This window comes from Dyella sp., assembly GCF_035486915.1.
In the GTDB taxonomy this organism is placed as follows: domain Bacteria; phylum Pseudomonadota; class Gammaproteobacteria; order Xanthomonadales; family Rhodanobacteraceae; genus Dyella_B.
Map to the genome: position 1 here is coordinate 1 of NZ_DATHMR010000207.1, position 13,033 is coordinate 13,033.

Annotated in this window: 12 protein-coding genes; 5 read left to right on the forward strand and 7 right to left on the reverse strand. The window is 59.2% G+C overall.

The window, feature by feature from the left end; all coding sequences use genetic code 11:
- From VK725_RS17375 to VK725_RS17390, 4 genes are all read left to right on the forward strand, one after another.
- Positions 1-1,390 (forward strand): TonB-dependent receptor domain-containing protein (locus VK725_RS17375; RefSeq protein ID WP_325319319.1); only part of this gene is annotated, 1,390 nt, incomplete at its 5' end.
- A 137-nt stretch (positions 1,391-1,527) separates the two neighbouring features.
- Positions 1,528-2,757, forward strand: coding sequence for a nucleoside recognition domain-containing protein (locus VK725_RS17380; protein WP_325319320.1), 1,230 nt, complete (start codon positions 1,528-1,530; stop codon positions 2,755-2,757).
- Positions 2,758-2,781: 24 nt separating this feature from the next.
- Positions 2,782-3,663, forward strand: a complete 882-nt coding sequence (locus tag VK725_RS17385; RefSeq protein WP_325319321.1) for a methylglyoxal synthase — start codon at positions 2,782-2,784, stop codon at positions 3,661-3,663.
- Positions 3,664-3,673: 10 nt separating this feature from the next.
- Positions 3,674-4,432 (forward strand): NRDE family protein, encoded by a 759-nt coding sequence (locus VK725_RS17390; protein WP_325319322.1) that lies wholly within the window; start codon positions 3,674-3,676, stop codon positions 4,430-4,432.
- A 15-nt stretch (positions 4,433-4,447) separates the two neighbouring features.
- Here the strand turns inward: VK725_RS17390 and VK725_RS17395 are convergent, their stop codons facing one another.
- Entirely contained in the window at positions 4,448-4,882 is a 435-nt protein-coding gene (locus VK725_RS17395) for a YchJ family protein (RefSeq protein WP_325319323.1), read from the reverse strand.
- Between the two features lie 161 nt (positions 4,883-5,043).
- On the opposite strand from VK725_RS17395, the gene VK725_RS17400 reads away from it, so the two are divergent.
- Positions 5,044-6,969 (forward strand): CocE/NonD family hydrolase, encoded by a 1,926-nt coding sequence (locus tag VK725_RS17400; protein ID WP_325319324.1) that lies wholly within the window; start codon positions 5,044-5,046, stop codon positions 6,967-6,969.
- A 24-nt stretch (positions 6,970-6,993) separates the two neighbouring features.
- On the opposite strand, the gene VK725_RS17405 is transcribed toward VK725_RS17400, so the two are convergent.
- From VK725_RS17405 to VK725_RS17430, 6 genes are all read right to left on the reverse strand, one after another.
- Positions 6,994-7,593: a DUF938 domain-containing protein gene (locus tag VK725_RS17405; RefSeq protein ID WP_325319325.1), complete on the reverse strand. Its 600-nt coding sequence runs from the start codon at positions 7,591-7,593 to the stop codon at positions 6,994-6,996.
- A gap of 31 nt (positions 7,594-7,624) precedes the next feature.
- A complete protein-coding gene (locus VK725_RS17410) occupies positions 7,625-7,822 on the reverse strand; it encodes a hypothetical protein (RefSeq protein ID WP_325319326.1) in 198 nt (65 codons plus the stop codon).
- 80 nt (positions 7,823-7,902) lie between these two features.
- Positions 7,903-8,481 (reverse strand): NnrU family protein, encoded by a 579-nt coding sequence (locus VK725_RS17415; protein ID WP_325319327.1) that lies wholly within the window; start codon positions 8,479-8,481, stop codon positions 7,903-7,905.
- A gap of 186 nt (positions 8,482-8,667) precedes the next feature.
- Complete coding sequence (locus VK725_RS17420; RefSeq protein WP_325319328.1) at positions 8,668-9,228, reverse strand: HutD family protein; 561 nt, start codon at positions 9,226-9,228, stop codon at positions 8,668-8,670.
- Complete coding sequence (gene dinG, locus VK725_RS17425) at positions 9,225-11,327, reverse strand: ATP-dependent DNA helicase DinG (protein ID WP_325319329.1); 2,103 nt, start codon at positions 11,325-11,327, stop codon at positions 9,225-9,227. Before dinG ends, VK725_RS17420 begins: the two co-directional genes overlap by 4 nt.
- A complete protein-coding gene (locus tag VK725_RS17430) occupies positions 11,317-12,972 on the reverse strand; it encodes an NAD(P)/FAD-dependent oxidoreductase (RefSeq protein ID WP_325319330.1) in 1,656 nt (551 codons plus the stop codon). Before VK725_RS17430 ends, dinG begins: the two co-directional genes overlap by 11 nt.
- Positions 12,973-13,033 lie beyond the last annotated feature (61 nt).

Consider the following 13,033-nt stretch of genomic DNA (forward strand, 5'->3'; position numbering starts at 1 on the left):
GAACAGCCAAGCCGTGCGTAATCTGGTGTCGCCGACCTATCGCGTAACGGATACGTCTGACATGGACGTGCTCGACTTCACCGTCAACCGCGAACTGTTTGACTTGCCCGGCGGTACCTCGGGCTTCGCCGGTGGCGTACAGTTCCGCCATGAAAATCAGCTGGAAGAGCCGCTCAATCCCGGTGGCATTTACCAGGGCCTGGGCGCGACGTTCATCACGGGTAACCGCAACGTCAGCGGTATTTACGGCGAATTCGACGCGCCGTTGCTCGAGAGCTTGGAAATGGACGTCTCGGGCCGCTTCGACCATTACCCGAACATCGGCAATGACTTCTCGCCAAAGGTCGGCTTGAAGTGGAAGCCGTTCGATTGGCTGGCGCTACGCGGCACCTATTCGAGGGGTTTCCGCGCTCCGCAGTTCGGTGAAAGCGCCGGCAGCTTCAGCGCGGGCTTCACCAATGATTCGGTCGCGGGTCTGGGCGCACCGGCTTCCTTCCTGAATGCTCACGGCAACGATGCGTACGTAAGCAACCCCTACGCGATCGAATTGGGTAACTCGGGTAATCCCAATCTGAAGCCAGAGAAGTCGGCCAGCTTCACGTTCGGAGTGGTGGTGCAGCCGACGAGCTGGTTGAACGCCTCGTTGGACTACTACAACATCAAGAAGAGCAACGTGATTGTGCCAGCCGACGTCGGCCCTGCCTTGGCAAACTACTTCGCCAACGGCACGGTGTTGCCAGGCTACACGATGGAGTTCGATACGCCCGATCCAGCGCATCCGGCGGCTCCGCTGCGCCCGATCTTCATCGGTGCGGACTACGTCAACGGCAACTGGCTGAAGACCACGGGTCTGGATCTGGACTTGCAGGCGCACTTCGAGTTCAGCAACGGCATCAAGTACATCAGCGACATTCAGGGCACGCAGATCTTCCAGTGGAAGGAAGATATCGGTGGCACGATCGAGAGCTACGTCGGCACGCAGGGTCCGTATGAGTTGTCCTCGGGTGCTGGTACACCCCGTACCCGTGCCAACTGGGCGAACACCGTCGAGTACGGTCCGCTCAGCCTGACGCTCACGGTGTACTTCAGCAGCAAGGAGTTTGAATCGGCTGAAGACGAAACCGGCAACGTGCTCTGCGCCGATGCGTTGGGTGCTGACGGTGGCCCGCTGGCTACCAACTGTACGATGGCCTCGTTCACCTACGGCAATCTGGTGGGTAGCTACAAGATCAACGATCACATCACGGTGACTGCGTCGGTCGATAACGTAACGGACAAGAAACCGCCGCTCGACCCGCTGAACTATGCGGCCAACCTCTACAACCCGACCTACGATTACGCCGGCATCGTCGGCCGCTTCTGGAATGTGGGTGTGAAGGTGAAGTTCTAAGTTTCCGTTCTGTACATGCAGAAAAGCGCGGCGCGTCGAGTCATCGACGCGCCGTTTTCTTTACAGCATCTGGCGACGAATGACGTTGTCGCTCAGAATGACGGCATGCCTTATCGCATCGATTCGGATCAACACGCATGCTGAGCCGCCTGTGGTTCGGTTTTTTTCTCGCCGCCACAGTGGCCGCGTTAGTGCGCTGGCTGATCGGCGGTGACGAAACGGTTTTTGCAACGATCGTGAGTGCGCTGTTCGAGATGGCCGATCTTTCGGTCAAGCTCATGCTGATGCTATTCGGCACATTGACGTTGTGGCTGGGTTTTCTCGCCATCGCCGAACGCGCGGGACTTGTCGATGCTCTGGCGCGCATGCTCGGCCCGCTGTTTGCACGATTGATGCCGGAAGTACCGCGTGGTCATCCGGCCATTGGCCTGATCACACTGAATTTCGCCGCGAATGCGCTTGGCCTGGATAACGCGGCCACGCCGATTGGCTTGCGTGCGATGCGTGAACTGCAAACGCTCAATCCTTCGGGCAACACTGCCAGCAACGCACAAATTCTTTTCCTGGTGCTTAACGCATCCTCGCTCACCTTGTTGCCGGTGATGGTTTTCATGTACCGCGCGCAAGCCGGTGCACACGATCCCACGCTAGTTCTTCTTCCCATCCTGATTGCGCACTTCGCCTCCAATCTCACGGGACTTTTGTCGGTGGCCTACATGCAGCGCCTGCGATTATGGGATCCGGTGGTGCTGGCCTGGCTGGGCGGTGGCGGGCTGATATTGGCTGCGTTTCTGGCCTTTCTCGCATCGCTCAGTGCGGTGGCGTTAGCTTCGTTGTCATCCTTGCTCGGTAATCTGGCGCTGTTCGGCGTCATTGTCGTTTTCCTGTGTGCCGGCGCTTACAAACGCGTACCATTGTTTGAAAGCTTCATCGACGGCGCGAAACAGGGTTTCGAGGTATCGAAAGAGTTGTTGCCATACCTTGTCGCCATGCTGTGCATGGTGGGTGTGCTGCGCGCTTCGGGTGCGCTCGATTTCGCATTGGATGGCATACGCTGGCTGGCGCAACATGTTGGGATCGATACGAGATTTGTCGATGCGTTGCCGACCGCATTGGTAAAACCTTTTTCCGGTAGCGCTGCACGCGCGATGCTGATCGAGACCATGCATCACTCGGGTGTGGACAGTTTTCCGGCGCTGGTCGCAGCAACCGTGCAAGGAAGTACGGAAACGACTTTCTATGTGGTCGCGGTGTATTTCGGTGCGGTGGGCATACAGCGTGTGCGACATACCGTTGGGTGCGCACTTCTGGCCGATCTTGCAGGAGTCATCGCATCGATCGCGGTGTGTTACTGGTTCTTCGGGTAATTCGTCTTATCAAGGAAACGTTTCATGCGCATCGGTCTAGCCGCCAACACGCGTCATCACGATCACAACGACGCGGCGTTGTTTCATTGGTTGAAGGATTGCCATCAGGGCATCCGTGAGCTGGACATACATTTGCATGCGGTCGGCCGCACCTACGATGCGATCGTCCGCGAAGGCTGGTTGGCCGACTATCCGGGGCTCGTGCGTTATCCGTATGGCCACGAAGGCGGCTTGATGAAGCTGGTGGCGGAAATCGTAGGCTTGCCGGAGTCGGGGCGCGTGCTCGATGGCGCTATCTACCTGATGAATCCGGTCACGCCGTCATCCACGTTTCCCGAAGCCGTTGCACTAAAGCGCCAGTGTGTGATTCATCAGAAGCCGTTTATCTCAACCGTTGCATCGGCGCGCGACTGGATTGAAGCAGAGCGCATGCACAAGCGTCTCGCGCCCGATCCAGGCGCCGATGCACTGTATGCGCTGGAAGTGCAGACGATCGCCATGATTGCCCACGACGCCATGAAACCGCAAATGATGGCCTACGCCTCCGATCACTTCGATCTGCTTTCCCGCTTTGCACGTCGCGTGGGCACAGGCACGACGGGTCAGCAACTCAACGAGTTGGCGTGGAGTCGCGGCTGGCCGCAAGACAAACTTTGGGTGCATCGCTACCAGAGCGGACCGATGGGTGGCGACGCACAGATTGCCGATCTCGTGCTGGAGCGCCGTTGCCAGCGCGCGATTTTTTTCGAGGATCCGCATGTGGCACGCCAGCACGAAGCCGATATTCAGTTGCTGGAACGTGCCGTGACGACCGTGACGGACGCTGCCGTGTGTATGACATCGCCTCGCGTGGCGACGCGTTGGGCAGAAGCAGCACGCCGGCGCGAATCGCTTCGCAAATGTTGAGGACACGTGTATGTGCCTGATCGCCTTCGCTTGGCATATTCACCCGCGCTGGCGGCTTTTGCTTGCCGGTAACCGCGACGAATTCCACGCCAGACCAAGCGCGCCGCTCGCACATTGGGCCGACTCACCCATCACCGGCGGTCGCGATTTGGAGGCGGGCGGCACGTGGTTGGGCGCGACCGCTGCGGGACGGTGTTGCGTCGTGACCAATGTGCGCGATCCACGCGATCCACAACACGGCGCATCACGCGGTTTACTCGCGACGGACTATCTTCATGGATCGGACGATGCCGTGGCGCACGCGCGGAAACTGCTCGATGCAGCATCCGATTATCGTCCCTTCAATCTGCTGACGTTCGACGCTGCACATGGTTTTTATATCGGCAACCGCCCACAGGCGCGCGCGCAACCCATTGAGCCGGGTATTCATGGCCTTTCCAATGCCGACTTCAATACGCCGTGGCCCAAGACGCGCGCCTTGATGCAGCGACTCAAGCATTGGATGGATGCGGGTCATGAAGACGATTTCGCGCCCCTATTCGACGCCATGGCCAACGAACGCCAGGCACCGGATGAGACGCTGCCCGATACTGGTGTCGGTCTGGAGCGCGAGCGCTGGTTATCGTCGGCGTTCATTCGCGGCGAGCAGTACGGCACGCGTGCCAGCACAATCGTTGCGATCGACTACGAAGGGAAAGGTCGTATGATTGAACGCCGTTTCGGACCGAACGCGCGATTCGATGGCGAGAGCGAGCTGATCATTCGCTAACGGGTCGCGAATATCTCAGCCGTCCGGAAAGCGGCCGTCCAGGTAATACCAGCAGCCGCCCTCGCGAACGAAACGACTGATCTCGTGCATGCGTTGTGCCTTGCCGCCGCTGTAGCGCAGGCGCGCGACGAACTCGACCGTAGCGTGTTCACTGTCCTCTTCGTGATATTTCACGTCCAGCCCCAGCCAGGTTGGCGAAGGCTGCTGCGTTGCAAGCTTCAGATGCGCCGGTCGCGTGCTGGGGTGCCACGTGGCGAGCAAATAATCCTCGCGCTTGAGCACGTACGCGCTGTAGCGCGAACGCATCAACAGCTCGGCGGACGGCGCGACAGCGCCATCGTGCAGAGGGCCGCAACAGCGCGCATAGCCCGCGACATTGCCGCAGGGGCAGGGTGTCAGGGTATCGATGGCTTGCAAGGTGCGAAATCCTACGAAAGAACCCGCTGCCATCCTCCCTCAGTGAGCTGCAAATGCAAGGGGGACGTAGGCGGAAAGTCATGCATGGGTTTATGACAGGATCGCGTAAAGTCAGAAGGCTGCCGGGAGAGCAGCATTCCTGACATCGATGGCATATGCCGCCAGGGCTTTGGGCGGCCGTTGCGGAGATTCCCATGCGCCCCATTCGTTCCCTGCTTTCGTTCACTGCGCTCGCGGTGGCCCTTTCTGCTGCCTGCGTCCATGCGCAAACCGCGCCGATGACGCCGGATATTCCGGCTGGCTTCAAAGCGCCAACGGACTCCTACGACTACATCAAGCGCGACGTGATGATCCCGATGCGCGACGGCGTGAAGCTGCACACGGTGATCGTGATTCCGAAGGGTGCACATGGCGCGCCGATTTTGCTAACGCGCACGCCGTACAACGCCAGCATGCGCGCGCAGCGCACGCTCTCCACGCACATGCTCGACATCCTGCCGCAGGGTGATGAGGTGTTCGTGAAAGCCGGTTATATCCGCGTATTCCAGGATATCCGAGGCAAATACGGTTCCGAAGGCGATTACGTGATGACGTTGCCGCTGCGCGGCCCGCTCAACGACACCAAGATCGACGAATCCACCGACGCTTACGACACCATCGACTGGCTGTCCAAGAACATTGCCGAATCGAACGGCAAAGTTGGCATGCTCGGTTCGTCGTATGAAGGCTTCACGGTGGTGATGGCGCTGGTGAATCCGAACCCGGCGCTGAAAGTCGCTGCACCGGAAAGCCCGATGGTCGACGGCTGGATGGGCGACGACTGGTTCCACTACGGCGCGTTCCGTCAAAACAACCTCGACTACATCACTTTCCAGACTACGCAGAAAGGCACGGGTTACATGATCCCGCGCGAGAATCTGGACGATTACACCAACTACTTGCGTGCCGGATCGGCCGGTGATTACGCGCGTGCGAACGGCCTGGATGCGTTGCCTTTCTGGCGCAAGGTTCATGAACACCCGGCCTACGATCTGTTCTGGTCGGCGCAGGCGCTCGACAAGGTGATGGCGCAACAGCCGCTGAAAGTGCCGGTGATGTGGGAGCAGGGCCTGTGGGATCAGGAAGATATGTGGGGTGCAATCCACAGTTACAAAGCGATTGAGTCGAAGGACAAGACCAACACCATGAACCATCTGGTGATGGGTCCCTGGCGCCACAGCCAGGTGAATTACGACGGCAGCGAACTAGGCCCGATGAAATGGGACGGCGATACCGCGCTGCAATTTCGTCGCGACGTGTTGTTGCCGTTCTTCAATCAATATCTGAAAGATGGCGCGCCGAAGGCGAACACGCCGCCGGTATTCATCTACAACACCGGCGAAAATCACTGGGATCGCTACACGCATTGGCCGCTGTCATGCGAGAAGGGTTGCGCATCCAAGCCCAAGCCGCTCTATCTTGAGGCCGATGGCCGTTTGTCGTTCGACGCGCCGGGTGCAAGCGATGCGAAGTACGACGAGTACATCTCCGATCCGGCCAAGCCTGTGCCTTACATACCGCGTCCCGTCGTCGCGACCGATCACGAAGCGTGGACACACTGGTTGCTGGACGATCAGCGTTTCGTCGATGGGCGTCCGGACGTGATGACGTATGTCAGCGAACCGCTCACTGCGCCGATGCATCTGGGCGGTGCGCCGCAAGTGAATCTGGTGGCGTCGACCAGCGGTACGGATAGCGACTGGGTGGTGAAGGTTATCGACGTGTATCCCGACACCGTGCCGTCGAATCCATCGATGGGCGGTTACGAGCTGCCGATTTCGCTCGACATCTTCCGCGGTCGTTATCGCACCAGCTTCGAGCATCCGCAGGCGCTTACGCCGAATGAACCGTTGCTCTACACCTTCGGTCTACCCACGGTGAATCACGTGTTCCAGCCGGGTCATCGCATCATGGTGCAAGTGCAGTCGACGCTGTTCCCGCTGTATGACCGCAACCCGCAGACGTTCGTCGACAACATCTTCGACGCCAAGCCGAGCGATTACGTGAAAGCCACGCAGCGCATCTGGCACACGCCCGATCACGCAAGCTTCATCAGCTTGCCGGTGGTGTCGGGTCAATAAGTAAGATGGAACGGCGCCGGACGATTACATCCGGCGCCGTTTCCACAAGCGCAGTCGATTGTTCGCCGGCATCGCAATGTCGTCGGCGAGATCGAAACCCGCTTTCGCTGCAAGCGCATCGACATCGGCCACATCGCGTATACCCATGTGTGCATCGCGCATTTTCAGATCGCGGTCGAACGATGCGTTGCTTTCGCTGGTAAAGCGGCCATCGATATTGAACGGACCATAGATGGCGACGCATGCATCGTTTGTCGTGATGGCAGGAAGTCCGGCAAACATCTGGATTACTTCATGCCACGCCATGATGTGCAAGGTATTGGCGCTGAATACGGCGTCATAACGCGTTGTTGGCCAATCGCCTGTCACATCCAGTTGCAAGGGTGACGGCGTATTGGGTAATTCGGCTTCATCGAGCCACAAGCGTATGCCGGACAAATGCTCCGCGCGATCCGAACATTGCCAGACAAGCTGCGGCATGGCTGCCGCGAAATGCACCGCGTGTTGACCTGTGCCGCTGCCGATCTCCAGTACCTTCGTGCGATCGGCAAACCAGTCGCGCAAGACCGTCAAAATGGGGTCGCGGTTGCGTTCGCTGGCCCCCGAAAAGGGTTTTCCAGGCATCACGGCGCGCGTGCCGACGGTGCGTGAAAAATCAGACGGGTCGGCCGCGCAAGACGCGCGCAGGCAACATCAATATCGCGCCAAGCAATTCAAAAACTGCCGTGACAGTAATGCCCACCAGTCGGAACGGCAGCAACAGCAGCCACACGATGGGATACAGCACCAGCGCCAGCAGAGCCAGCGGCCAGCAGAAGATCAGCAGCACCAACCAGAGCAGAAAGCCGACCATAGTGTTTTACCCGGTGGAGGGAACTGCCCGAACTCTAGCTCAGGCAGCCCGGCAAGCGAAGATGACTGCTGGCACCCCGTTCAGATCATGGGATTCACGCCAATCAGCAGGGTGTGCAGCCAGAAGGCGAACAAGGCCCAGACCACCAGCCCAATCACCACGACCAGCACATCGCCCTTGACCGTTCCAGGGGGATAAACCTTGCCTTCGCGCCGGTCGCGTCGACGCGATACGGCATAGAGTGCGATGGACCAGACCAGAAAGGGCAGGAATAGCACTACGTCGTGCAGCATGCCTATCGCAAGAAGATGGCCAAACGACCAGATCTTTACAGCGAGCGTTTGCGGATGGCCAAACTTTGCCTTGATGTGATTGTTCGGTACGCGTGCTGCGAAGAAAAAAATGAACGCGATTAGGGTAAACAGTGCATTGAGATGCGCAAGCCACACTGGCGGTGCGTAAAGCAGCACGGGGTGCTCTCGCGCCAACCCAAAGCCCCAGACGATCAACACGAAACCGACAATGGCGAAGAGGGAGTGGATGCCTTTCCAGCGCTTCGCACCGTGCCTTGCGATGAATTGCGTGCGCCAGTTGTCGGCAAGCATGCGCACCGAATGGATGCCGATAAAAAGAATCAAACCGAGGACTAGCACGAGCATGACGGCTACCTCATTAAGTTGGCTTGCGAGTTTTGCCCGTCATTCCGACGCAGGCCGGAATCCAGCGGCGATAACTTGTAGACAAAGCGCGAGCGTGCAGCCTGAGTACACTGGATTCCGGCGTGCGCCGGAATGACGAGCGAAGAAGCGGCGGCGTCAGAAAATACAACCTAAACGCCACATGCCCTAATTTCCGCGCACTTCCACCCGCGCGACAAGTGCCAAGGCATGCAAATCGAGTGTGACACGATCCGTCTGCCGGACGGGAAGCCACGCCTCGCCAGGTTGCAGGCGTCCTTCTGATGTGTCGACATGTCCTTGCACGCAGAAGATTAACGCCACGGCATCGTCGACAACCTGACGACAGGGCCCTTCCCAGACCACCAGCTCACCGCGTGCGCGTTCGCGACGGATCATCAGATTGAAATCGCGCGTTGGACCGTTGGTAAGGCTCACCGAAACATGCGCTTCGCCAGGAAACGCAAAAGGTGTGAGTGGCGTCGTGAGTTCATGCACTCGGCCATCGTCAAGCGTCATCGTAAAACCAGCACCTTCAAGCAGTGCGATGTGACGATCGATGCCCGGAAACGCGGAGAACGGCGATGCGCTATCCACTTCCGCGACACTGACGCGCCAAATGAAATCATCAGTGCGTGCGCCGGCAGGATGAATCGCAAGTTCGCGCGTACGCCCCATCCCGTTCTTCCACGGCACGGAGTGGCATTCGCGCAACCGGATGATGCTCATGAAGTACGCTCGATCACACGCTGGAAGGGTGGTAGAGCTTTTAGCATCTGGCTGCCGTAATGTCGCGTGACCACCCGGCGATCCAACAATACGATGCGGCCGCGATCGGTTTCGCTGCGAATCAGGCGCCCGCAGTACTGCGTCAGCAATCGCGTCGCTTCCGGTACGGACACTTCCAGGAATGGATTGCGGCCGCGCGATTCCAGCCATTCGGCATACGTTGCACCCACCGGATCTGTCGGCACGGCGAATGGCAGTTGTGTGATAACTACGGTCTCGCAAAGTTTGCCGGGAAGATCGAGACCCTCGCCGAAAGACGCAAGGCCGAATAGCGTGCTGCCTTTACCTGACTCCACGGCGGCGACATGCTCGGCAATCAGTTGCGTTTTGCCGAGCGAACCTTGTGCACGCACTTTGCGCACTTTGTCGATGGGCAATCGTTGCAGCACGCGTTCCAGTTTTGCGCGTGAAGTGAACAACACAAGATTGCCTGCATCCCAGTCCAGATGCTCGGCAAGCCAATCCGTGACAGCTTGCGCGTGTTGTTCGCGCTCGTCCGGCAACGCGGACAGTGCAGGTACTTCCAGACGTGCCTGCGCGCTGAGATCGAAAGGCGAGGGCAGGCTGATCGTTATGGCATCGTCCGGCAAACCCACCGCATCGGCGAAGCCACGAAAGTTTCCTCCGGCACTGAGCGTGGCCGATGTCATGATCGCGGCACTGGCGTTGTCCCAGAGAATGGCACGCAACAATGCGCCTGCGGATACAGCCGACGCATGACAAACGAATTGTTGATCGCGCGAGAGCGTTACCCAGCGCGCCAACGGCGGCGCATGCTCGGGATCGTCGCTGGACCATGCGCGCCATGTGCGTACCTGGCGGTCCATGCGTTCCAGCGCGATCCCCAACTCGCGTGACAAGGCTTCCTGCGTCGGGCCACCTTCGCTCATTTCGGTGACCGTACGACGCACGGCCGTCAACCAACGGTGCACTTCCGACGTCAGAATGTAGAGCGATGTCGCATGTTGCACCCAGGTATCGGGAAGCTGGCCCAGTGAACCGCGATACATAGGTTCGGTTTCTGCCGGATCGGGTAGCCAGGACAGTTTGATTTCGCGTTCGAGATCTTCCAGGGCGTCGCTCAACTCTTGCAGTTTTGCATCGCCAGCGTCGAGTGTGAGTTTGGCGATCACTTCCTTGTCGGTCAGCGAATAGGCCGCATGCACCTGCCGCCCCAGGCGGCTGATCTGACGCACAGCAACGCCGAGCGGCACGTCGGATGCGCCACGATCGATCGTCTTGTTCGGCATGTGATGCGCTTCGTCGAACACGTAAAGCGTGTCGTCGGGCTTGGGAAGAATGACGCCACCCCAGTTGTCATCATCACCGGCCATGGTGAGGTCGGAGAGCACCAGATCTTGATTGGCAACGATGATGTCGGCGTCGGCCACGGCGCGGCGGGCGGCAAAAAAAGGACATGCCATGAATTGCGCGCAGCGTCGTCCGGTGCAGCCGCCTGCGCTTGTCGTGATCATCGCGCGCAACATATCGCCGGGTGTTTCCGGCGCGGCATCCATGTCGCCGTTCCATTCATGGCGATCGAATGCTTCGGTGAGCCTGTGTAGAACCGTTTTGTCGCGCTCTGCGGGTGGCTTGCTCCACATCGCGAGATCGGCGTCGAAACCCAAGCCCATTTGTCCGCTATCGACGAGACTGTTAGCGGCCATGCGCAAGTTGCGCGGGCATAGGTAGCGGCCACGACCCTTTGCCAAGGCGACCTTGGCATCGCTGCCGTTGAGTCTCAGATAAAGCGGAATGTCGCGCTCTACCAGCTGTTCCTGCAGCGCAATGGTGGCGGTGGCGATCAACAGTTTCTTTTTCTGTGCGCGCGCCACTTCCACGCCCGCGATCAGATAGGCCATCGATTTACCTGTGCCGGTCGGCGCCTCGATCACCGCTGCACCGCCCGCATGCGACAGCGCGCGCGCCACTTCCGCAATCATGCGCGTTTGGGCGGAACGTGACCGGAAGCCGGGAAGTCCATCTTTGATGCGCGCATACGCATCGCGGATAACGGTTTTTAGCTCGTCAGTGAGCATGTGCTGCCTGATGCATCGCAGCGATGCTTAATGCAACGGCTTCGGCGACGCGAATGCCGTCGACGCCGGCAGAAAGAATGCCACCTGCATAACCCGCGCCTTCGCCGGCGGGAAACAGTCCACGCGTGTTGAGGCTTTGATAGTCATCGTCGTTGCGTCGCACGCGAACAGGCGAGGATGTGCGCGTCTCGACGCCAGTAAAAATAGCATCGTGTCGTGCGAAGCCTTTGAGCTTTCGATCAAAGGCACCCATCGCTTCGCGAATGGCTTCCACCGCGTAATCGGGAATCGCGTGAGCGAGGTCGGTCAGATGTACGCCCGGTTTGTAGGAAGGCTGCACTTCGCCGAACGACGAGGAAGCGCGGCCGGCGATGAAATCGCCTACCAACTGTCCAGGCGCTTCATATGTGCCGCCGCCCAGTTCGAAAGCGCGACTTTCCCAGTAACGTTGTAACGCAATGCCAGCGAGGGGGCTGCCGCTGCCATCGTACAAAGTGAAATCGCTCGGCTCGACGCCGACCACAATCGCTGCATTCGCATTGCGTTCGTTGCGCGAGTACTGGCTCATGCCATTCGTGACGACACGGCCCGGTTCGCTTGCTGCGGCTACGACGGTGCCGCCCGGACACATGCAGAAGCTGTAAACAGAACGGCCGTTGCGGCAGTGATGCACAAGCTTGTAATCCGCCGCGCCGAGCAAAGGGTGTCCCGCTTGCGGACCGAAGCGCGCGTTATCGACCATCGATTGCGGGTGCTCCACGCGAAAACCAATCGAGAACGGTTTGGCTTCCAGATACACGCCGCGCTTGTGCAACATCTCGAACGTGTCGCGTGCGCTGTGTCCCAGTGCCAACACGACATGATCGGTGCGAATCTGCTCGCCGTTGGCCAGCACTACGCCGCGCACATGGCGCACACCTTCGGAATCCGCTTCGACGTTGATGTCGTCAACGCGATGCTGGAACCGAATCTCCCCGCCCAGCGATTCGATGGTGTTGCGCATGTTTTCCACCATCGTCACCAACCGAAAGGTGCCGATGTGCGGTTTGCTGACGTAGATGATTTCTTCCGGCGCACCGGCTTTCACAAATTCGACCAGCACTTTGCGGCCATAGTGATGCGGATCGGAAATCTGGCTATAGAGTTTGCCGTCGGAAAACGTGCCTGCGCCGCCTTCGCCGAATTGCACGTTCGATTCCGGATGCAGCTTGCGCTTTCGCCACAGGTCCCAGGTATCTTTGGTACGTTCGCGCACCGCTTTGCCGCGCTCAAGAATGATCGGGCGAAAGCCCATCTGCGCCAGGATCAATCCGGCGAACAAGCCGCAAGGACCCAGGCCAATCACGACGGGGCGATGTATCAGCGCCGCAGGCGCCTGCGTGACGAACTTGTAGTTCGTGTCGGGCGTGGGGCGCACATGCTGATCGTCTGCAAAGCGCTGCAGCAACTTCGCTTCATCCACTACGTCGACATCCAGCGTATAAATCAGCTGGATCGCACCACGCTTGCGTGCATCGTGGCCACGACGAAACACCGTGTAGCTACGGATAGCCTGTTTGCCGACATGCAGCCGGTCGCGGATGGCCGCCGCCAGCGCCTCCTCGGCGTGGTCCAGCGGTAGCTTGATATCAGTGAGTCGGAGCATCTAGGGCAGAGCGGAACGGGACGACGCATTGTCTCACGTCGCCCGTCGCCTGCCGCAGATC